Origin of the sequence: Pseudomonas sp. AE27, from assembly GCF_037113495.1 — a bacterium.
Taxonomy (GTDB): domain Bacteria; phylum Pseudomonadota; class Gammaproteobacteria; order Pseudomonadales; family Pseudomonadaceae; genus Aquipseudomonas; species Aquipseudomonas palmensis.
Window position 1 is genome coordinate 2,115,225 of the sequence record NZ_CP146966.1, and the last position, 21,808, is coordinate 2,137,032.

The following is a 21,808-nucleotide window of genomic DNA, read 5'->3' on the forward strand; positions in this document are numbered from 1 at the left end:
GCCCCGTCAGCCGGCGCTTCACTGGCACACCAGCGGGCCGATCAGCGGCACCTGGTCGGCCTGCGCCTTGAGCTCGAACTGCACCCGGCAACTGCCGCCTCCGGCCAGTTGCACCACCAGGCTGTTGTGTTCGCTCAGGTCCTCCAGGTACACCAGGCCATCCCAGCCCACCACCGCCAGCGCGCCGCTCTGCTCGTGGCGTACCTGGCTGCCCACGGCCAGTTCGTTGTTGCCGGCATCCACCAGCACCACGCTGGCGGCCAGTACCCGGCGCAACGGAAATTCCAGCAGGTAGCCGGCGCCGCGCCTTACCGCCACGCGCTGCTCCACATTCGGCGAGCGCACATCGGGGGGCAGTTCCAGCGGGTCGATCTCGTACTTGCCGCGGTAGTAGCCGCTGCCGTAGGGCACCAGCAGGTGCCCCTGGCTGTCGGTGTGCCCCACCACCTGGTTCTCGTAGCGCACCGGCACATCGGCAAAGCCTTCGGTGCTGACCAGCACGAAGGCGTCGTCGATGCGATTGGCCGCGAACACCCCGGCGTCCATCAGCACCACCGAGCCGCTGGCGTCTGCCCAGCGGGTCATGTTGTCGCTGCTGCCGTACACCCCGGCCTGCAACTGCACCGATTGAAGGCGCCAGGTCAGGTCGGCCTGACGGTAGGTTTCACGGTCGCCACCGGCATAGCCCAGGTTGAACCCCACGCCGCCCTGGGCGGGTACGGCGCGGCTGTAGTTGACCCGCTGCAGGTTCTCGCCCTGCTGGTTGCGCTCCAGGCTCAGGGCCAGCGTGCCGTGCAGGTCGAAGGGCACCACCAGCTGCGCCTGCACCGCCCACTGGCTGTCGTCCAGGTCGCGGTTGGCCGACAGGTACAGGCTGCTGTTGCCCCACAGCGGCTTGCTCCAGCTGAGGTTGAGCAGGCGCGTGCGCGAGTTGTCGGCGGCGCGCACGTCGAAGTAGCCCGCCCCCAGGCTGCCATAGCGTTGCAGGTTGAGGCTCAGGGTGACCTGCTCGCTGCGCTGGCTGAGGCGGATATACGGGCTGTCGACCAGCGACAGGTCGGCGTAGTCGCCATGACGCTCCAGGCGCTGGTAATTGAAGCCCAGCCAGCGGTTGTTGTACTGGTAGCCCAGGCTCAACTGCTGGCCACTGCGACCTTCGAAGCGGCTCTGGCTCAGCGCCGTGTTGAGCACGCCGAAGTTGCCCACCCGCAGGTTGCCGCCCAGCCCGCCCAGGCCCAGGGACCCGGCCGCCTCGGCATGGCTTTCCAGCGTGAAGTAGTCGGTCAGGCCATAGCGCAGGCTGCCCGCCGCAACGCCGGGGCCGTAGGCAAAGTCGCGCACGGCATAGTCGCGGCGCAGGGCGCCGGCCGCCACCGAGAAGTCCGCCAGCCCCTGTTGCAGCAGGCTGCTGGTGACGTAGAACGGCAACGTGGTCGAGACCTGCCGGCCAAGGGCGTCGGTGGTCACCACCACCGCCTCGCCGGCACCGTTGATGAACGGCACGTTGGTCAGGGTATAGGGGCCTGGCTGCAGGTCGGCACTGGCGCTCTTGTAGCCATTGATGAACAGGTCCACCGACGAGGGCACCGCGGCTTCACCGGCGAAGGCCGGCAAGGGGTAGGTCACCAGGTCCGGGCGCACGGCAAAGTCCCGCGACAGCTGCACCCCGCCCACCCGCACCGAGCTGGTCCAGGGCAAGGCGCCGGTCAGCACATCGCCGGCCTCGAAGGTCAGCAGGCGCGCCTCGTCGGTGTAGCGCCAGGTGGTGTCGTACCGCCGAAAACCTTCCTGGGCGCCTTCGTAGCCTGCCCCGCCGAGGCGCTGGCGCCACTGCCCGGTGGTGGAGAAGGTGCCCCAGCTGTCGAACACCCGCAGTTCGTTCCAGGCTGCCAGGTAGGTGCCCCCCTCATCGGTGTCGTTGAAGTAGGCATCGTAGTTGAGCAAGGCGCCGAAACTGCTCAACGCCTCGCCGGCCGGCCCCAGCGAGCGCTCGCCGATACGCTGGTTGGGCAGCCACGCCGGCGGCACCTGCACCAGCAGCCGCTGGTTCTGGCTGTCGTACTCGCTGTGCAAGCCATCGATGGCGTCCAGCGCCAGTTCCGGGCCGGGCTGCCCGGGCAGTTGCACGCCCGCCGCCTGCAGGTCGGCGGTGGCCATGTACAGGCGCCCGGCCCGCTGGTGCACCAGCACCACGCTAGCGCTGCTCATCTGGTTGACCACCAGTTCCAGGTACAACGGCGCATCGGCGACAGCCTCCATACTCGCAGGGGGTGGCGGCAGTTCGCCTGCGACCGCGCTGCCCGCCAGCAGCACCGCCAGCGTCACGCTGCGGGTGCAGGCCAGAGAAGTACTCACGCACGCCGTCCCACCATGTCCGGGTCCTCCCTGGCCCCTGCTCCATCTTCATGCGCCCTTGAGGCGCCGGGCTCAGTGGCCCTGGTTGATGGTCTGGGGCGGCTCGGCCCCGTTGACGCGCCCTTTCAGCACACTGGCCGCCGAGGCTGCTGCAGGTGCCGGCCAGCGCATGCTCGCGCCGGGCAGTACATAACCCAGCAAGCCGTCGACCAGCGGCTTGCTCTGGGCGCCCTGCTGCATCACCACATCGGTGAGGCGCGCATGCACCGGCCCCACGTTGCGGATCTCGACGAAGGGCTTGCCCTGCTGCGATACCTGTCGCCAGCTCAGCAACGGCGTGCCCACGCCCGCTGCATCACGCTTGCCCTCGGCGTCCGGCTTGCTCCACAGCCCCTGGCCGTAGACGAACAATGGCACCGAGTAGCGCATCTGGAAGCGGATCTGCGCCTGGGAAGTCTGCGCATCGCTGGCCGGCAGGGCGGGTGGGATTTCGTCGATGATGATGCGGTAGGCCTGTTCCTGGCCGGCCGGCGACTGGCCGGTGCGGGTCAGGCGAATCAGCTGTTTCTCACCCGGCTTGATGGTCGCCACCGGCGGGCTGCCGATGATCTCGCGCTGGGGCTGGAACTGGTCGTCATACCCGTCCTGGCGCCAGGCGAACACCCTGACCTGCAGGTTCGCCGGGGTGGTGCCACGGTTTTCCAACCACAACGCCCCAGCCTTCTGGTCGGCCTCCAGCACCGGGTCGATAGGCCAGATCAACACCGATGTCGCCGCCTGGGCGCCCCCTGCGGCGAGCAAGGCGCCCACCAGCAGCCACTTGCCCATCCCTTGCCATCCACGTGCGTACAGCGCCATGCACCCTCTCCTTTGGCTTGTTCCGATACAACCCCGGGAGCGCACTCACCAGGACAACACCACTTGCACCACGTCGGTGTAGGTGCCCGCCGGCAACACGCCGGGTAACTGGGCTTGCGCATACACCGGCAGCTTGATCGCCGTCGGATCGCTGTAACTGACCGCCACGAGCTGACCGATGCCCAGCACCTGGGACAAGGCCGCGTCGCGGTACAACTGATAGGCCACCAGCGAGGTACCGCTGGTGCGCTTGAGGTTGCGTACCCCGTTGTTGTTCAGGCCACCGTCGACGCTCATCTTCAGGGCCACCCCGGGGGTGCATTGCAGGGTCACCGTGGTGCCGGCCAGCTGGGTGTTCACGCTGGCAGCGCCGAGCGCCGGACGGGTGCCGAAGTCCAGGGTGCCGTAGTTGCTGGCGCCGCCCACCACCAGGCAACCTGCCGCAATCGTTGCGCTGACCTGAAGCGTGCTGGTGAGCGCGGCATCCAGCGGCATGGGCACTGCCCAGGCCAGCACCGCAAGGCCACCGAGCAACCGGCGCATGACCTAGAAGCTCAGCTCGACCGCCACCGTGTCGGTGTACACCCCTGGCGGCAGCGACGGCTTGCCCACGGCGCGGCCGTACAGGTTGACGGTCTGCGCCACCCCGGTGCTGGTGGCGAGGGTGATGGTGCCGTTGATTGCCAGCAGATTGGTGTGCCCGGCATCGGTATAGAAGTCATAGGGCACGTAGTTGGTGCCCATGGCCAGCGCGCGGCTGCCACCGGTGGTGGCCGCGTCATGCGCGCCTGCGCCCACCTTCACCACCGGCGTGGCACCGGGCGAACACAGCACGCTGATGGCGCCGCCACCACCGGTGCCGATCACCTGGGCGCTGGCCTCGGTGAACAGGGCAATCTGCGAGCCGAAATCCAGGTTACCGAAGTTGACCCCGGTGGTGGCGGTCGAACCGTTCACCTGACAGGCCGCGGTCAGGGTCAGGGTGGCGTTGATATTGCCCGTGACCGTGGCCGCCTGGGCCTGGCTGGCAAGGGCCAGGCCAAGCCCGGCGAAGAGTATGCGTGAGACGTTGGGATGCATGAGTCACTCCTTGTTGTTACCAGTCCAGGGTCACCATCAGGGTGTCACGGTAGATGCCGGCCGGCAGCGCCCTGGGGTGTGCCACCACGGCGCCGTAGATCGGTATGGGGATTTGCGCAGCGCTGCTGATCGAGAAGTTGCGCTGCTGGCCGATGCCGTAGCGCACTGCACCGCTTGGGTCGGCCGCCAGCTGGTAGGGGATGAGCTCGCTGCCGTTGCGCAGGCGGCGCACTCCGTTGGCATCGTTGCTGCCGCCATTGATGCTCACCGTGAAGGCCCGCACCGAGGGGTTGCAGCTGACCTGCAGGGTGCCGCTGCCGCCGGTCTGGTCGAGGTTGGCGCTCAGCGGGCGGGCCCAGCTTGGCCCCTGGGTGCCGAAGTCCAGCAGGCCCAGGCCGCCACCGGCCGGGCTGTCGTCCGGCACATTGCTGATCTGGCAGGCTGCGCTGATTACCAGGCGTGCCTGGATATGCCCGCTGAGGGCGGCATTGGCCATCGGACACAACAGCAAGGGCCCGAGGCTGATCAACAGAATCTGCGATGTCTTCATGCTGCCAGTTCCTTTAGCACGCACAGGGTCACCAGGTGACGGTCACCTTGAGCAAGTCCGAGTAATGGCCGACACGGGGCACCTGGGCCAGGGTGTCGATGCGGGCGTACAGCGGCAGTTCCACCGACCCCGAGTCGGGTACGCGTGCATGCTGGGCGATGTTCACCGCCAGCGGAGTGCGCCAGGCCGGGTCCTGGTAGAGGCGGTACGGGATGGGGCGGGCCTGTGGCGTGTCGCTGGCCAGGTAGCGCACCTCGCCGACGCCGCCATGCTGGCCGCCATCGACCTTCACCTGGTACAGCGTATCGGGGTTGCATTCCAGACGTGGGGGGCGTTGTTGCAGCAAGGCGCCGGTCAGCGGGCCTTGCGGATCGTCCAGGCGCGCGGTACGGCCGAAGTCGAGCAGGCCCTGGGCCTGGGCGCCGGCATCGCGGGTCTGGTGCACCAGCTGGCAACCGCGCTGTACATCCACGCGAACTTCCACCAGAAAATCTGCGGCGGCGGCAGCGTCTGCGACAACCAGCCCGAGCAGCGCAGCCAGAGAGCGTCCCTTCACCGTTACCCTCCTTGCAATACAGGATCCATCTGTTCCAGAGGGTAGCAGCCGAAGAAAAACCTGCCAGCAAGCTCGGAAATGTATAGGCCGCGTACAAGAACCTTCCTACATGACCTGCCAGGCACGACATGACTGGCAGCCCAACCCCCTATTCGGTACATTAGCGCCGCCCACTCAGCCGGCCCCTGTGCCCGGTACCCCCAAGGAGCCTGAGATTGACCGCCTTACCGCCGTCCTGGATCCGTTCGCCGCTGCGCGCCCTGCGCCAGCGCCTGGCTGCCCGTGCACACCCGCCGGCCAAGCGCCTGGCGGCTGTTGAAGTCGATGAATTCTTCCGACGAAAGGCCGATGAGCAGGGCTATACCTTGAGCCACGGCCAGCAGCGGGTGATCGCCTGCATGGCCGAGCAGGCCGCGCACCTGGCTGACGGCACGGCGCGCAGCCTGTACCTGTACGGGGCGGTGGGACGGGGCAAGAGCTGGCTGCTGGACGGCTTCTTCCAGTCACTGGAGCATCCGCACAAGCGCCGCCTGCACTTTCACGATTTCTTCGCCCAGTTGCACGAGGGCATGTTCCGCCATCGCCAGCAGGACGATGCGCTGGGCGCGACCCTGGACGAGCTGCTGCAAGGCTGCCAGGTGCTGTGCTTCGACGAGTTCCACGTGCACGACATCGGCGACGCGATGCTCATCACCGGCCTGTTCAAGGCGCTGTTCGAGCGCCGCGTGTTCGTGCTGCTGACCTCCAACTACCCGCCTGCCGGGCTGCTGCCCAACCCGCTCTACCACCAGCGCTTCGAACCGGTGATCCGCCTGATCGAGGCGCACATGCAGGTGCTTGAAGTGGGCGGCGAGCAGGACTACCGCAGCCACCCGGCCTCCGGCAGCCAGCAGCGCTTCACCCAGGGTCACTACCTCTGGCCCGGCAGCCCGGCGCAGCGCCATGCCGCCGGCCTGGATCAGGCCGGCGCGCCGGTAAGGCTGCAGGTGGGCAAGCGCTCGCTGCACGCCCTGTTCAGCCAGGAGCGCGCGGTAGGCTTCAGCTTCGAGGCGATCTGCGAGCAACCCACGGCGGTGATGGACTACCTGGAGCTGGCGCGCCGCTACGACCACTGGGTGATCGAGCACCTGCCGGACCTGGCGCAGTGCTCGATGGCGGCGCAGCAGCGCTTCATCAACCTGGTGGACGTGCTGTATGACCAGGACAAGCACCTGGTGCTGGTCGGCCAGGCCTCGCTGTGCGAAAGCCTGGGCGGCAGCGCCATCGACCTGGCCCGCACCCGCAGCCGGCTGGGCCAGCTCAATGTGCTGGGCCCGGTAGCCTGCCCGGGTTGACCCTCAGCTGGCCCGCGCCAGGCTGGCCAGCACCCCTTCGATCTCGGCCAGCACGGCCGGGTCGTCCAGGGTCGAGGGCGGGGTGTAAGGCTGGTGGTCGGCGATCTTGCGCAGCACCGCCCGCAAAATCTTGCCCGAGCGGGTCTTGGGCAGGCGCTTGACCACCCGCACCTGGTTGAAGCAGGCCAGCGCGCCGATCTGCTCGCGCACGCTGGCCACCAGTTCGGCCTGCAACTGCTGCTCGCTCAGGCTGACCCCGTCCTTGAGCACCACCAGGCCCAACGGCACCTGGCCCTTGATTTCGTCGCGCACCCCCACCACCGCGCACTCGGCAATCGCCGGGTGGCGCGCCACCAGGTCTTCCATCTCGCCGGTGGACAGCCGGTGCCCGGACACGTTGATCACGTCATCGGTGCGCCCCATGATGTAGACGAAACCGTCCTCGTCGAGGTAGCCGCCATCGCCGGTGTGGTAGTAGCCAGGGTGGCTATGCAGGTAGGCCTGCAGGTAGCGCGCATGGTCGCCCCACAGCGTCTGGCTGCAGCCGGGCGGCAGCGGCAGTGCGATCACGATGGCACCCTGCTCGTTGGGGCCCAGAAGGTGCCCGTCGTCGTCCAGCACGCGCACGTGGTAACCCGGCACGGCGCGGTTGCTCGAACCCGGACGCCCCCCGCAACCCTCCAGCCCGACGCAGGGCGCGGTCACCGGCCAGCCGGTTTCGGTCTGCCACCAGTGGTCGTGCACGGCCTTGCCGCTGGCCGCCTCCAGCCATTGATGGGTGCTGGAGTCGAGTTTTTCCCCGGCCAGGAAGATCTGGCGCAGCGAGCTCAGGTCATGGCGCTTGAACAGCTCGCCCTGCGGGTCTTCCTTGCGGATTGCGCGCATGGCCGTGGGTGCGCAGAACAGCCCGTTGACCCGGTACTGCTCCACCACGCGCCAGTAGGCGGCAGCGTCCGGGGTGCGGATCGGCTTGCCCTCGTAGAACACCGTGGTGCAGCCGTTCATCAGCGGCCCGTAGACGATCAGCGAGTGCCCCACCACCCAGCCCACGTCGGAGATGCCCCACCACACATCCCCCGGCTGCATGCCGTAGATATGGCGCAGGGCAAAGCGCAGCGCCACGGCGTTGCCGCCGTTCTCACGCACGATGCCCTTGGGTTTGCCGGTGGTGCCGGAGGTGTACATGATGTACAGCGGGTCGCCTGCGGCCAAGGCCACCGGTGGCACCGGGCTGGCCGCAGCCACTGCCGCCTGCCAGTCCAGGTCGCGGCCTTCGCGCAGCTCGGCGCGGGCCTGCGGGCGCTGCAGCACCAGCACCTGGCGCGGCTGGTGGGTGGCCAGTTGCAGGGCCTTGTCCACCAACGGCTTGTATTCGATGACGCGGTCGAACTCCAGCCCGCAGGAGGCGGTGAGCAACAGCGCAGGCCGCGCATCGTCGATGCGCAGGGCCAGCTCGTTGGCGGCAAAGCCACCGAACACCACCGAATGCACCGCGCCGATGCGGGCGCAGGCCAGCATTGCCATGGCCGCCTGCGGCACCATCGGCATGTAGATGATCACCCCATCGCCCTGCTTCACCCCCAGCTCGCGCAACAGGCCGGCCAGGCGCGCCACCTCGTCGCGCAGTTGCACGAAGGTGAAGGTCTGGCGGGTGTCGGTGACGGGCGAGTCGTAGATCAGTGCGGTCTGCTCGCCACGGCCCTGCTCGATCTGGTGGTCGAGGGCCAGGTAGCAGCTGTTGAGTTGCCCGTCGGCAAACCACTGGTGGGTGCCGTCGGGGTTGGCCACAAGGGTCTGCGCAGGCTTGCGGTACCAGGCCAGGTGGTCAGCCTGTTCGGCCCAGAACGCGGCGGGGTCGGCAATGGAGCGGTCGTAGCTGTGCTGGTAAGTCATCGATCGGTAACCCTGAACTTTGTTGTTATTAAAAGGGCGAATATCGAGTATGGACGCCAATTGCGCGCCTGCCATGGTACTTAAGTCGGGTATCATCGCCGCCGTCTTCATTGCCCTTGCAGCCCCTTCATGCACACCCTCGACGACCTCAGGCGCGGCCGCCTGGCAGGTGCCACCCGCCTCGACCTGAACTGCGGGCTCACGCAGTTCCCGGATGAGATCTTCGAACTGGCCGACAGCCTCGAAGTGCTCAACCTGAGCGGCAATGCGTTGAGCAGCCTGCCCCATGACCTGGGCCGGCTGCACCGGCTCAAGGTGCTGTTCTGCTCCTACAACCGGTTCACCGAGGTGCCGGCCAGCGTAGGCCAGTGCCTGCGCCTGGAAATGGTCGGGTTGCGCAACAACCGCATCACGCACCTGCCGGCCGCCGCATTGGGCCCCAACCTGCGGGCACTGGTGCTGACCGAGAATTGCCTTGAACAGTTGCCCGACGCACTGGGCGACTGCCAGCAGCTGCAAAAGCTGATGCTGGCGGGCAACCGCCTGCGCGCCCTGCCGGCCAGCCTTGCGCGGTGCCAGCGGCTCGAACTGCTGCGGGTGTCGGCCAACCGGTTGAGCGAACTGCCCCAGTGGCTGCTGACGATGCCCCGCCTGGCGTGGCTGGCGTATGCCGGCAACCCCTTGCCCCAGGGCCTTGCGGCCCCGCAGGCGCCGGGCCGGTGCGACGCCATCGACTGGCACGCCCTCGAGCTGGGCGAGGTGCTGGGCCAGGGCGCCTCCGGGGTGATTCACCGCGTGCAGGTGGCGGGCCGAAAGGCGGCGCTCAAGCTGTACAAGGGCCAGATGACCAGCGATGGCTCGCCGCTCAACGAAATGCAGGCGTGCGTGGCAGCTGGCGCCCACCCGAACCTGATCCCGCTGCTGGGGCAGGTAGCCAACCACCCGCACCAGGTGCCGGGGCTGCTGATGGCGCTGGTGGGCACCCACCTGTCTGCCCTGGCCGGGCCGCCCAGCCTGCAAACCTGCACCCGAGACGTCTACCCGCCTGACCTGTGCCTTGGCCTGCAAGCCGCAACCCGGCTGGCGACGGCCATCGCGTCGGTCGCAGCGCACCTGCACCAGCGCGGCATCACCCACGGCGACCTGTACGCGCACAACATCCTGTGCGATGCACAGGGCAACGCGGTGCTCGGGGACTTTGGCGCGGCATCGTTCTTTGCGCAGGATGGCAGTGCTGCTGCAGACGCATTGCAGCGTATCGAGGTGCGGGCGTTCGGGGTGTTGCTGGGGGAACTGCTGGCGTGTTGCAGGGAGGCGTCAGAGGAACTGGCGGACTTGCAGGCGAGCTGTGTTCAGCCGCAGGTGCTGGCAAGGCCGGATTTTGCGCAGGTTGAACGGGTGCTTCGCCGGCAAGGCCGGCTCCTGCAAGAGGCGTAGGAGCAGGCCTTGCCGGCGAAGTGGGTTATCAGCCCGCCAGGCCGACGTACACGTTCTGCACGTCGTCGTTGTCGTCGATGGCTTCCAGGAATGCCTCGACTTCAGCCATGTGCTCGTCGCTGAGCCCGCTGACCGGGTTCTTGGGGGTGTAGCCGATCTTGGCCGAGATCACCTTGAAGCCCTGTTGCGGCAAGGCCTTCTGTACCGCGTCCAGGTCGGTGGTGTCGGTGATGAACAGGGTCGAGCCCTCTTCTTCACCTTCCGCGAAGTCCTGTGCACCGGCTTCGATGGCGGCCATTTCCGGGTCGGCATCAGGGGTTTCAGGGCTGGCTTCGATCAGGCCGACATGGTTGAAGTCCCAGGCCACCGAACCCGAAGCGCCCAACTGGCCCTTGCGGAACAGCACGCGAATCTGCGCCACGGTGCGGTTGACGTTGTCGGTCAGGCATTCGACGATCAGCGGCACCTGATGCGGGGCGAAGCCTTCGTAGGTAACGTGGTGGTACTGCACCGCGTCGCCATCCAGGCCCGCGCCCTTGCGGATGGCGCGTTCCAGGGTCTCTTTGGTCATCGAGGCCTTCTTGGCCTGTTCCACGGCCAGGCGCAGGCGCGGGTTCATGTCCGGGTCGGCACCGGCCTTGGCCGCGATCTGGATCTCCTTGGACAGCTTGCCCATGATCTTGCCCTTGGCGTTGGCTGCTACTTCTCTATGCTTGGCTTTCCACTGTGCGCCCATCTCGACTCTCTTGTTTCAGCTGCCGGTTCAGGTAGCGACCAGCAAGGTGGCGTGCAGTTTATACAGGCTGCGCCGGGCAATCGACAAAAAAACGCTGGGCTGTTGCCGGGCCTGGTGAACTCTTCGCCGGCAACGCCGGCTCCTACTGGCGTTGCAGGAGCCGGCCTTGCCGGCGAAGAGGCCAGCATCCACAACCTAGAAACCACTTTAAGTTGTGATTTTTATTTCATATACATCAATCAGATAAGCCAACAACCTCATGTAGTTAAGCAGCTTCACGCTGCGCCACCGCCTGCGCCGCCGCCAGCATTGCCCTGAGCAGCACTGCGCACCCAGCCGCCAGGTCCTTGGGGTCGGCATTCTCGATTTCGTTATGGCTGATGCCGCCCTCGCACGGCACGAAGATCATCCCGGCCGGGCCCAGTTCGGCCAGGAAGATCGCGTCGTGCCCGGCCCCGCTGACGATGTCCATGTGCGACATGCCCAGCCCCTGCGCTGCGCTGCGCACCGCCTCCACGCAGCCCTTGTCGAAGTACAGCGGCGGGAAGTCCGCGGTGGGCGTCAGCGTGTAGGTCAGCCCGTGCTGCTGCGCGGTCGCGGCGATCACCTCCTGCACCTGGGCGATCATCGAGTCCAGCCGCGCCGGCTCCAGGTGACGAAAGTCCAGGGTCATGCGCACCTCGCCGGGGATCACGTTGCGCGAGCCCGGGTACGCCTGCAGGCAGCCCACCGTGCCGCACGCATGGGGCTGATGCTCCAGAGCCACGCGGTTGACCGCCGCCACCACCGCACTGGCGCCTACCAGGGCGTCCTTGCGCAGGTGCATCGGGGTCGGCCCGGCGTGGGCCTCGACACCGCGCAGGGTCAGGTCGAACCATTTCTGCCCCAGCGCGCCGAGCACCACGCCGATGGTCTTGCGCTGGTCCTCCAGGATCGGCCCCTGCTCGATATGCGCCTCGAAATAGGCGCCAACCGGGTGCCCACTGACCGCGCGGGTACCGGCGTAGCCGATCGCATTCAGCGCCTCGCCCACGCTCACGCCCTGGGCATCGCGCTTGGCCAGCGTCTCCTGAAGGGTGAACTTCTCGGCGAACACGCCCGAGCCCATCATGCACGGCGCGAACCGCGAGCCCTCCTCGTTGGTCCACACCACAACCTCAAGTGGAGCCTCAGTTTCTATCTGCAAGTCATTGAGTGTACGAAGAACTTCCAGCCCGGCCAGCACCCCGAAGCAGCCATCGAACTTGCCGCCGGTGGGCTGGGTGTCGATGTGGCTGCCGGTCATCACCGGCGGCAGTTGCGGGTTGCGCCCGGGCCGGCGGGCAAAGATGTTGCCCACCCCATCCACGCTGACGGTGCAGCCGGCAGCCTCGGTCCATTGCACGAACAGGTCGCGGGCCTGGCGGTCCAGGTCGGTCAGGGCCAGGCGGCATACGCCGCCTTTGGCGGTGGCACCCAGTTGCGCCAGCTCCATCAGCGACTGCCACAGGCGCTCGCCATCGATGTGGGCCTGGGTACTTTGCAGAACGTCCTTAGCGGTTTGCATGAGCATCTCCTGCTTGGCCGGCCTCTGCGGGCCGTGGGGTTACACGGTGGGTTTGAGGCTGGTGGCACGCGCGCCCTTCAGGCTGCCCAGGGCGTAGTAGATCACCCCGCCCAGCGCCGAGCCGGTGAACCAGCCGAAGTCGTAGAACCAGCTGAACGCCGGGCTGTGCAGCGACAACAGGGTCAGCACCACCGGCACGCCGAAGGCGATGAAGCCGGTCGCGTTCCAGGCCGGGTACACGTCGTCGCAGTACAGCCCGGCAAGGTCGAGGGTCTGCTTGCGCAGCAGGAAGTAGTCCACCACCATGATCCCGGCAATCGGCCCCAGCAGGCTGGAATAGCCCAGCAGCCAGTTGGAATACACCGACTCCAGGCTCACGTCCGAGACGATCAGGCCGAGCTTCTTGAGCAGCTCATGGGCCATCAGCAGCAGGCCCACCAGCCCGGTCAGCAGCACGGCGGTGGTACGCCCGATCCACTTGGGCGCCAGGTTCTGGAAGTCGTTGGTGGGCGAAACGATGTTGGCCGCGGTGTTGGTCGACAGTGTGGCGATGATGATCAGCGCCATGGCCAGCGCCACCCACAGCGGGCTCTGGATATGCCCGATCAGGCTCACCGGGTCGGACACCGTCTCGCCCACCAGCGAGGCCGAGGCCGCGGTCAGCACCACCCCCAGCGCGGCAAACAGGAACATGGTCAGCGGCAGGCCGAAGATCTGCCCCAGGATCTGGTCCTTCTGGCTTCGGGCATAGCGGCTGAAGTCCGGGATGTTCAGCGACAGCGTGGCCCAGAAACCCACCATGGCGGTCAGCCCGGCGAAGAAGTAGCCGGTCACGCTGGCGCCTTCGGGGCGTTTGGGCGGCTGCGCCAGCAGTTCGCTGAACGACACGTTGGGCAGCGCCCACACCAGCAGCCCGGCACCCACCAGCACCAGCAGCGGTGCCGACAGGGTTTCGAGCCACTTGATCGACTCGGCGCCGCGCAGCACCACCCACAGGTTGAGGCACCAGAACAGCATGAAGCCGATGACCTCGCCGGTGCCGCCCAGCGCCTTCCATTCCGGCCAGAACGAGCCCAGGAAGAGGTGGATGGCCAGCCCGCCGAACATCGTCTGGATACCGAACCAGCCGCACGCCACCAGCGCGCGGATCAGGCACGGCACGTTGGAGCCGATGATGCCGAACGAGGAGCGCAGCAGCACCGGGAACGGGATGCCGTACTTGGTGCCGGGGAAGGCATTGAGCGTCAGCGGGATGAGCACGATGGTGTTGGCCAGCAGGATCGCCAGCAGCGCCTCGCCCACCGTCAGGCCGAAATACGCCGTGAGCACCCCGCCCAGGGTGTAGGTGGGCACGCAGATCGACATGCCGACCCACAGTGCGGTGATGTGCCATTTGTTCCAGGTGCGCTGCCCCACCTTGGTCGGGGCGATGTCATGGTTGTAGCGAGGGCTGTCGAGGACGTCGGTGCCGGCGTCGAGCTCGAACAAGCCGTCTCGCTCGCTCACTTGCGATCGGGTCTGGTGCATTGGCCGCTCCACTTTTCTGGTTATGTGCACCTCGCGATGAGGCGCCGGAGTCTTGCGCGTGCAGGTAAGGCAATCACGGTCAGGTGATCTGAGAAATCTTGACCATTTACGCATCCTGTCAAGCAAGACAGGACTCGCCAGAAACCTCTCCCAACCCGTAAAAAGAGGTTTTATTCTTATTTTTCAATAAGTTGAAAACAGAATAAGCATATAAAAAATAATCTTGCCCAATCCCGGATCGCCAACTAGATTCAATTCTTGACGGCGATGACAGGATTACTCCGGCGCCGATCACGACAAAAATCTAGAGCCGGTAGCAACCGGTCAAGCCTGCGAGGAGCTTCGTGATGACGCTTTTGATTCGTGGCGCCACCCTGATTACCCATGACGAGAGTTACCCGGCCGACGTGTACTGCGCAGACGGCCTGATCCAGGCCATCGGCCACAACCTCGACGTCCCCGCCGGCTGTACCGTGCTCGATGGCAGCGGGCAGTACCTGATGCCCGGCGGCATCGACCCCCACACCCACATGCAGCTGCCCTTCATGGGCACGGTGGCCAGCGAGGACTTCTACACCGGCACCGCCGCCGGCCTGGCCGGCGGCACCACCTCGATCATCGACTTCGTGATCCCCAACCCGCAGCAATCGCTGCTCGAAGCCTTTCACCAGTGGCGCGGCTGGGCCGAGAAATCGGCGGCCGACTACGGCTTTCACGTGGCCATCACCTGGTGGAGCGAGCAGGTGCGCGAGGAAATGGCCGAGCTGGTCAACCACCACGGGGTGAACAGCTTCAAGCACTTCATGGCCTACAAGAACGCGATCATGGCCGCCGACGACACCCTGGTCGGCAGCTTCGAGCGCTGCCTGGAGCTGGGCGCGGTGCCCACGGTGCATGCCGAGAACGGCGAGCTGGTGTACCACCTGCAGCGCAAGCTGCTGGCCCAGGGCATCACCGGCCCCGAAGCGCACCCGCTGTCGCGCCCTTCGCAGGTGGAAGGCGAAGCGGCCAGCCGTGCCATCCGCATTGCCGAAACTCTCGGCACCCCGCTGTACCTGGTGCACGTGTCCACCCGCGAGGCGCTGGACGAGATCACCTATGCCCGCGCCAAGGGCCAGCCGGTGTACGGCGAAGTGCTGGCCGGGCACCTGTTGCTGGACGACAGCGTGTACCAGCACCCCGACTGGCAGACGGCGGCCGGCTATGTGATGAGCCCGCCGTTTCGCCCGCGCGGGCACCAGGAGGCCCTGTGGCACGGGCTGCAATCGGGCAACCTGCATACCACCGCCACCGACCATTGCTGCTTCTGCGCCGAGCAGAAGGCCGCGGGGCGTGACGATTTCAGCCGTATCCCCAACGGCACGGCGGGCATCGAGGACCGCATGGCGGTGCTGTGGGACGAAGGCGTGAACACCGGCCGGCTGTCGATGCAGGACTTCGTCGCCCTCACCTCCACCAACACCGCCAAGATCTTCAACCTGTACCCACGCAAGGGTGCGCTGCGGGTCGGCGCCGATGCCGACCTGGTGCTGTGGGACCCGCACGGCACGCGCACCATCTCGGCCAAGACCCACCACCAGAACGTCGACTTCAACATCTTCGAAGGCAAGACGGTGCGCGGGGTGCCCAGCCATACCATCAGCCAGGGCAAGCTGGTGTGGGCCGACGGCGACCTGCGCGCCGAGCGCGGCGCCGGGCGCTATGTCGAACGGCCGGCATACCCGGCGGTGTTCGACCTGCTGAGCAAGCGTGCGCAGCAGTGCAGGCCCGGCGCGGTCAAGCGCTGAGGGCAAAAGCTTCGCCGGCAAGGCCGGCTCCTACAGGGGTTTGTAGGAGCCGGCCTTGCCGGCGAACGGCGCACCGCAGTCCCCCAATAAAAAAACAAAGAGGCCACTACCGTGATCAACGCCTTGAACCATCTCCCGCACCCGCAAGACGACAACGCCACCCTCGCCACGCATTTCAGCGACCTGGCTCCACCCCTCACCCCGCGCCAGGCCGCCGTGGAAAGCGCGCGCTGCCTGTACTGCTACGACGCCCCCTGCGTCGACGCCTGCCCCAGCGACATCGACATCCCCTCCTTCATCCGCAACATCCAGCAGGACAACGTGCAGGGCGCGGCCATCAAGATTCTCTCGGCCAACATCCTCGGTGGCAGCTGCGCCCGGGTGTGCCCCACCGAGATCCTCTGCCAGCAGGCCTGCGTGCGCAACAACGCCCAGGAATGCGCCCCGGTGCTGATCGGCCTGCTGCAACGCTACGCGGTCGATCATGCCGAGTTCGCCGAGCACCCGTTCCAGCGTGCGCCCAGCACCGGCAAGCGCATCGCCGTGGTCGGCGCCGGCCCCGCAGGCCTGGCCTGCGCCCACCGGCTGGCCTGGCACGGGCATGAGGTGGTGATTTTCGAAGCACGGGAAAAGGCCGGCGGCCTCAACGAATACGGCATCGCCAAGTACAAGCTGGTGGACGACTTCGCCCAGCGCGAGCTGGACTTCGTGCTGCAGGTGGGCGGTATCGAGATCCGCCACGGCCAGGTGCTGGGCGACAACCTCAGCCTGGGCGAGCTGCAACAGCAGTTCGACGCGGTGTTCCTCGGCCTGGGCCTGGCCGCCAGCCGCCAGTTGGGCCTGCCCGACGAAGGCGCCCCCGGCCTGCTCAGCGCCACCGAGTACATCCGCGAGCTGCGCCAGGCCGACGACCTGAGCACCCTGCCCCTGGCCGAACGCTGCATCGTGCTCGGCGCCGGCAACACCGCCATCGACATGGCAGTACAGATGGCCCGCCTGGGCGCCCATGACGTCAACCTGGTGTACCGCCGTGGCCTGCAGGACATGGGCGCCACCCAGCATGAACAGGACATCGCCAAGGCCAACCAGGTACGGCTGCTGACCTGGGCCCAGCCCGAGCAGGTGCTGCTCGACGACCAGGGCCGGGTGCGCGGCATGCGCTTTGCCCGCACGCACCTGGTGGACGGGCGTCTGCAAACCACTGGGCAAACCTTCGAACTGGCGGCGGATGCGATCTTCAAGGCCATCGGCCAGGCCTTCGACGGCCAGGCCCTGAGCGACCCGCAGGCCCTGCAACTGGAGCGTGATGGCGAGCGTATCCGCGTGGACGACAACCTGCGCACCAGCCTGCCGGGCGTGTACGCCGGCGGCGACTGTACGCACCTGGGCCAGGACCTCACCGTACAGGCCGTGCAGCACGGCAAGCGGGCCGCCGAGGCCATCCATGCCCAACTGACCCTCAACGTGGAGGCCGCATAAATGGCAGACCTGTCGATCGAATTCGCTGGCATCAAGGCGCCCAACCCGTTCTGGCTGGCCTCCGCACCGCCCACCGACAAGGCCTACAACGTGATACGTGCGTTCGAGGCCGGCTGGGGTGGCGTGGTCTGGAAAACCCTGGGCGAAGACCCCGCCGCCGTCAACGTGTCGTCACGCTACTCGGCGCACTTCGGGCCCAACCGCGAGGTGCTGGGCATCAACAACATCGAGCTGATTACCGACCGCTCGCTGGAGATCAACCTGCGCGAGATCACCCAGGTGAAAAAGGCCTGGCCCGACCGCGCGCTGATCGTATCGCTGATGGTGCCGTGCGTGGAGGACGCGTGGAAAACCATCCTGCCGCTGGTGGAGGCCACCGGGGCGGACGGCATCGAGCTGAACTTCGGCTGCCCCCACGGCATGCCCGAGCGCGGCATGGGCGCGGCGGTGGGCCAGGTGCCGGAGTACGTCGAGCAGGTGACACGCTGGTGCAAGACCTACTGCTCGCTGCCGGTGATCGTCAAGCTCACCCCCAACATCACCGACATCCGCCAGTCGGCCCGCGCCGCGCACCGGGGCGGCGCCGACGCGGTGTCGCTGATCAACACCATCAACTCGATCACCAGCGTCGACCTTGAGCGCATGATCGCCCTGCCGATCGTCGGCGAGGCCAGTACCCACGGTGGCTACTGCGGTTCGGCAGTGAAGCCGATCGCGCTGAACATGGTGGCCGAGATCGCCCGCGACCCGGCCACCCACGGGCTGCCGATCAGTGGCATCGGCGGCATCGGCAGCTGGCGGGATGCCGCCGAGTTCATCGCATTGGGTTGCGGCTCGGTGCAGGTGTGCACCGCGGCGATGCTGCATGGCTTTCGCATCGTCGACGAAATGAAGGACGGCCTCTCGCGCTGGATGGACAGTCAGGGCTACCACAGCCTGCAGGACTTTCGCGGGCGCGCGGTGGGCCACACCACCGACTGGAAGTACCTGGACATCAACTACCAGGTGATCGCCAGGATCGACCAGCAGGCCTGCATCGGCTGCGGGCGCTGCCACATTGCCTGCGAAGACACCTCGCACCAGGCCATCGCCAGCCTGGTCAAGGCCGAGGGCGGGCACCGCTACGAGGTGATCGACGCCGAGTGCGTGGGGTGCAACCTGTGCCAGATCACCTGCCCGGTGGAGGGCTGCATCGAGATGGTGCCCCAGGACACCGGCAAGCCGTTCCTGGACTGGCTGCACGACCCACGCAACCCCTACCGCGAGGCGTCCTGAGGCTGCGCCCCGCGCAGGTCTTCGAAGCAGGCCTTGTTCCCGTCCACCTGAACAGACGCCCGGGGCAGGTTAGCCGCCTCCCCGGACGGCGTCTCCACATGCCAGTAGCAGTGCTTGATCGCGCGGGTGATGGCCACGTAGGCCAGGCGCAGGATCTCGTCCTTCTGGGCGTTGTCGTAGCCTTCGGGGTCGCCCGCCCGGCCCAGCCCGGCCTGGCGGTACACCTGGTTCTTGTACGGCGAGCGCGTCAGGTGCTGGCAGTCGCCGAGCATGAACACCGCATCGGCCTGCAGGCCCTTGGCGCTGTGGTAGGTGAGCTGGCGGAACCGCCGCTGCGCCGCCGGCAGGCTGGCCTCGTGGTTGAGCAAGGGCTGCAGGTGCTCGGCAATCACCGACTTGTCGACGCTTTTGCGGTACAGCAGCATCACCGACTCGCCATCGCGGTAGTGGTCCATCAACTGCCGGGCCAGTGTGGCTTCGTCGCGTTCCATCACCATCACCGGCACCGGCTGCTCGGCCGCCGGGCCGCAGGCACGGGCCTTCTTGCCGGCAATTGCCGGGGCCGACTTAACGATATGCTCGGCTGCATCGATGATGTGCTGGTGGCTGCGGTAGTTGTCGGCCAGCATCACGCGGGTGGTGCTGGGGGCGACGAACTGCTTGGCGAACTCCATGAAGTACTTGGGCGAGCTGCCGCGCCAGCCATAGATCGACTGCCAGTCGTCCCCCACGCACAGCAGCGAGGAATGCTGCGCCACCTGCCCCACGTGCATGGCCGGGCCGCGCCGGCGGATCTCGCGCAGGCAGGCGCGCAGCCACGAGACGATCTGCGGCGACACGTCCTGGAACTCGTCGATCATCAGGTGCGACAACGGGCGCAGCATCGGGTCGGGCAGCAGGCGCAGGTTTTCCGGGTTGTTCTCGCCGAACAGGGCGAACATGCGGTTGTAGCTCATGATCGGCGGCGACTGTGCCAGCAGGTGCGCCTCCAGCGCCTTCCAGTACAGGCTCAGGGCCTCGAAGAACAGCGCGTCGGTGTCACCCTGCGGGTAGCTCATGCCGCCCACCGCCACGCTCACATCCAGCCCCAGGTTCTCGATGAACCCGGCAGCGCCGACGAACGCATCCAGCAAGGGCGCCGCGCCCAGCTCGCCCTTTACCTTGTAGTCAAAGCCCGGCCCGGCCACCGCATCGCCGGCCAGCGAGGCGGTGAGGCGTTTGGCCGCCGCGTAGTTTTCCAGCCAGATCACCGGCTTGTCGCAGAACGCCTGGAACAGCGTGCGCTTGATCACCCATTCGGCCCACACCGGCAGCTTGGCGCCGGGGCGCTTGTACTGCTGATTCTCCTTGGGGTCGAAACCCAGCACCACCCAGGCGTCCAGCTCGGCGATATGGCCGTGGAAATGAAAGCGGCTGCCGTTGATTTCGACGGTTTCGCGGCTGGGCTCGATACCCTTGATCGGCCAGGCACCCGCCTGGAACCACAGGTCTTCGATCACGTCGCACAGCTCTTCGTCGCGCCCGGACGACAGCTGTGTCACCGCCACGCGCTTCTGCACGTCGGGGTGGTCGCGGTCCAGGGCCTTGAGCTGCAGGGCTTCGCGGCGCAGCCCGGCAATCAGCTCGGCGAACCGCGGGCTGGTGTGCAGCAGGTCGCGGTAGCACAGGTTGAGTTGCTGGCGCTGGGCATCGTTGATGCGCAGGTCGAACGGGTTGCTGTCCACGCCCGCCTCGCTGCCCCCGGGCTGCTCGCTGCCCAGGGTCTCGAACGCCCGCACCTGGCTGAAGCCCGGCAGGCTGCGCACCAGCGGCAGGATGCGCGAATGGAAGGTGCGCACCAGCTCACGCGCCTGCACCGGGCTCAGGGCCAGTTGCCACAGGCCGAACACCTGCACCAGGCGGGCAATGAAGTCCTTGCGCGACTCGCGGGTGAAGGTGACCACGGTCATGGCCTCCAGCTCGAAGCCCAGGTAATGGCGCAGCAACAGGATACGCAGCACCAGCGAGGTGGACTTGCCAGCGCCGGCGCCGGCGATCACGCAGGTGGACGGCGTGTCGCTGAAGATCATCTTCCACTGCGCTGCGCTGGGCTGGACGTGGGCCGGCAGGCGCGCGGCGACATCGGCCTTGAAGCGCTTCTTCAGCTCGGGGGTCAGCGGCAGGCGCCAGTCGTCGAACAGGGCATCGTCCAGCCCCGGCACGCCGTGGGCGTCCGGGCGCGTATCGCGGATCACCAGCACCTGGCGCCCGGCCTCGAAACCGTCCACGCGCCCTTCTTCATAGCCTTCACGCAGCCCGTCGGCATGCCCGGTGCGCTGGCCGTTGGCATGGCCCTGGAACCACGAATCGCGGTGCTGTGCCTGCAACCGGCTCAGGCCACGGCCCAGCAGGCGTGCGGCCAGACGTCTGACCCAGGGCAGTTGCGCGGGTGGGGTTAGATCCGTGGGTAGCTTGGGACGCTCGTGTGACACACCGACTCCGGCAATCAATTCAACCAGCGGCCATGTTCGCCTTATCACGACCAAATCACCAGCCGAATGCTTTCAGATCAGTGGATTAGGCGACGAAGCGGCGAAACTACCGCAGGTTATATATCGAATATAACGATCATATTTAGCCGATATTTACGCTTTTTTTCGATGTTTATCGAGAGGATCATCAGCGCCATCCACCTGATTACCGAGGACACGAGCATGCTGCAACTGCGCCCCTTCGACACCCTTGGCCACGCCAACCATGGCTGGCTGGATGCCCACCATCACTTCTCCTTTGCCGAATACCACGATCCGCGCCGCATGAACTGGGGCACGCTGCGGGTATGGAACGACGACCTGATCGCCGCCGGCAGCGGGTTCCCGCCGCACCCGCACCGCGACATGGAGATCATCACCTATGTGCGTGAAGGCGCGATCACCCACCAGGACAGCCTGGGCAACAAGGGCCGTACCGAAGCCGGTGACGTGCAGGTGATGAGCGCCGGTACCGGCATCACCCACAGCGAGTACAACGTGGAGGCCGTGGACACGCGGATCTTCCAGATCTGGATTGTGCCCCAGCGTGTGGGCCAGGCACCGTCGTGGGGCGTGCGGCCGTTTCCCAAGGGCGAGCGCGGCGAAGGGTTCGTGACCCTGGCCAGCGGGCGCGAGGGGGATGAAGGCAGCCTGGGGATCCGCGCCGATGCGCGGCTGGTGGCGGCGACGCTGAAGGCCGGGGAAAGCGCCGAGTACCGCATCGATGCGGGTCGCCGGGCCTACCTGGTGCCGGCCAAGGGCGTGATCGAGGTCAATGGCCTGCGCGCCGAGGCCCGCGACGGGGTGGCGGTGGAGGATGAGCAGGTGCTAAGGGTGGTGGCGCTACAAGACAGCGAGATTGTGCTGGTGGATGTGGCGTAGGCA

17 protein-coding genes are annotated in these 21,808 nt (G+C 66.9%); 6 read left to right on the plus strand and 11 right to left on the minus strand.

Annotated features, from left to right (window positions below):
• Nucleotides 1-18 precede the first annotated feature (18 nt).
• From V9K84_RS09660 to V9K84_RS09685, 6 genes are all read right to left on the minus strand, one after another.
• Nucleotides 19-2,259, minus strand: coding sequence for a fimbria/pilus outer membrane usher protein (locus tag V9K84_RS09660; RefSeq protein ID WP_338794408.1), 2,241 nt, complete (start codon nt 2,257-2,259; stop codon nt 19-21).
• A gap of 168 nt (nt 2,260-2,427) precedes the next feature.
• Entirely contained in the window at nt 2,428-3,213 is a 786-nt protein-coding gene (locus tag V9K84_RS09665; RefSeq protein WP_088515120.1) for a molecular chaperone, read from the minus strand.
• A 45-nt stretch (nt 3,214-3,258) separates the two neighbouring features.
• Complete coding sequence (locus tag V9K84_RS09670) at nt 3,259-3,756, minus strand: spore coat U domain-containing protein (RefSeq protein WP_043863969.1); 498 nt, start codon at nt 3,754-3,756, stop codon at nt 3,259-3,261.
• A gap of 3 nt (nt 3,757-3,759) precedes the next feature.
• On the minus strand, nt 3,760-4,293 hold the full coding sequence (locus V9K84_RS09675) for a spore coat U domain-containing protein (RefSeq protein WP_043863970.1): 534 nt from the start codon (nt 4,291-4,293) through the stop codon (nt 3,760-3,762).
• A gap of 16 nt (nt 4,294-4,309) precedes the next feature.
• Nucleotides 4,310-4,843, minus strand: a complete 534-nt coding sequence (locus V9K84_RS09680; protein ID WP_043863971.1) for a spore coat U domain-containing protein — start codon at nt 4,841-4,843, stop codon at nt 4,310-4,312.
• Nucleotides 4,844-4,871: 28 nt separating this feature from the next.
• Nucleotides 4,872-5,399, minus strand: coding sequence for a spore coat U domain-containing protein (locus tag V9K84_RS09685; RefSeq protein ID WP_078481712.1), 528 nt, complete (start codon nt 5,397-5,399; stop codon nt 4,872-4,874).
• Between the two features lie 260 nt (nt 5,400-5,659).
• Here V9K84_RS09685 and zapE point away from each other — a divergent pair, with 260 nt between their 5' ends.
• Nucleotides 5,660-6,733 (plus strand): cell division protein ZapE, encoded by a 1,074-nt coding sequence (zapE, locus tag V9K84_RS09690; protein WP_229590271.1) that lies wholly within the window; start codon nt 5,660-5,662, stop codon nt 6,731-6,733.
• 3 nt (nt 6,734-6,736) lie between these two features.
• Here zapE and V9K84_RS09695 read toward each other — a convergent pair whose 3' ends face one another.
• Nucleotides 6,737-8,626, minus strand: a complete 1,890-nt coding sequence (locus tag V9K84_RS09695) for a propionyl-CoA synthetase (RefSeq protein ID WP_088515121.1) — start codon at nt 8,624-8,626, stop codon at nt 6,737-6,739.
• 129 nt (nt 8,627-8,755) lie between these two features.
• Between V9K84_RS09695 and V9K84_RS09700 the strand changes: the two genes are divergently transcribed.
• Nucleotides 8,756-10,063: a leucine-rich repeat-containing protein kinase family protein gene (locus V9K84_RS09700; protein ID WP_088515122.1), complete on the plus strand. Its 1,308-nt coding sequence runs from the start codon at nt 8,756-8,758 to the stop codon at nt 10,061-10,063.
• Nucleotides 10,064-10,091: 28 nt separating this feature from the next.
• Here the strand turns inward: V9K84_RS09700 and V9K84_RS09705 are convergent, their stop codons facing one another.
• From V9K84_RS09705 to V9K84_RS09715, 3 genes are all read right to left on the minus strand, one after another.
• Nucleotides 10,092-10,799, minus strand: a complete 708-nt coding sequence (locus V9K84_RS09705; protein ID WP_043863975.1) for a YebC/PmpR family DNA-binding transcriptional regulator — start codon at nt 10,797-10,799, stop codon at nt 10,092-10,094.
• Nucleotides 10,800-11,064: 265 nt separating this feature from the next.
• The gene (locus tag V9K84_RS09710; protein ID WP_054914391.1) at nt 11,065-12,345 is read right to left on the minus strand and encodes a Zn-dependent hydrolase; all 1,281 of its coding nucleotides are present in this window, start codon (nt 12,343-12,345) and stop codon (nt 11,065-11,067) included.
• A 39-nt stretch (nt 12,346-12,384) separates the two neighbouring features.
• A complete protein-coding gene (locus tag V9K84_RS09715) occupies nt 12,385-13,872 on the minus strand; it encodes an NCS1 family nucleobase:cation symporter-1 (protein ID WP_088515123.1) in 1,488 nt (495 codons plus the stop codon).
• Between the two features lie 347 nt (nt 13,873-14,219).
• Here V9K84_RS09715 and hydA point away from each other — a divergent pair, with 347 nt between their 5' ends.
• The 3 genes from hydA to preA all read left to right on the plus strand — a co-directional run bounded on the left by hydA (nt 14,220) and on the right by preA (nt 18,413).
• Nucleotides 14,220-15,659, plus strand: coding sequence for a dihydropyrimidinase (hydA, locus tag V9K84_RS09720; RefSeq protein ID WP_054914390.1), 1,440 nt, complete (start codon nt 14,220-14,222; stop codon nt 15,657-15,659).
• A gap of 111 nt (nt 15,660-15,770) precedes the next feature.
• Nucleotides 15,771-17,138 (plus strand): NAD(P)-dependent oxidoreductase, encoded by a 1,368-nt coding sequence (locus V9K84_RS09725; RefSeq protein WP_043863979.1) that lies wholly within the window; start codon nt 15,771-15,773, stop codon nt 17,136-17,138.
• Nucleotides 17,139-18,413: an NAD-dependent dihydropyrimidine dehydrogenase subunit PreA gene (gene preA, locus V9K84_RS09730; RefSeq protein WP_043863980.1), complete on the plus strand. Its 1,275-nt coding sequence runs from the start codon at nt 17,139-17,141 to the stop codon at nt 18,411-18,413.
• Here preA and V9K84_RS09735 read toward each other — a convergent pair.
• Nucleotides 18,395-20,884, minus strand: a complete 2,490-nt coding sequence (locus tag V9K84_RS09735) for a UvrD-helicase domain-containing protein (protein ID WP_088515124.1) — start codon at nt 20,882-20,884, stop codon at nt 18,395-18,397. The two genes, preA and V9K84_RS09735, sit on opposite strands and share 19 nt — an antisense overlap.
• Nucleotides 20,885-21,106: 222 nt before the next feature.
• Here V9K84_RS09735 and V9K84_RS09740 point away from each other — a divergent pair, with 222 nt between their 5' ends.
• The gene (locus tag V9K84_RS09740; protein ID WP_043864092.1) at nt 21,107-21,805 is read left to right on the plus strand and encodes a pirin family protein; all 699 of its coding nucleotides are present in this window, start codon (nt 21,107-21,109) and stop codon (nt 21,803-21,805) included.
• Nucleotides 21,806-21,808: the final 3 nt, after the last annotated feature.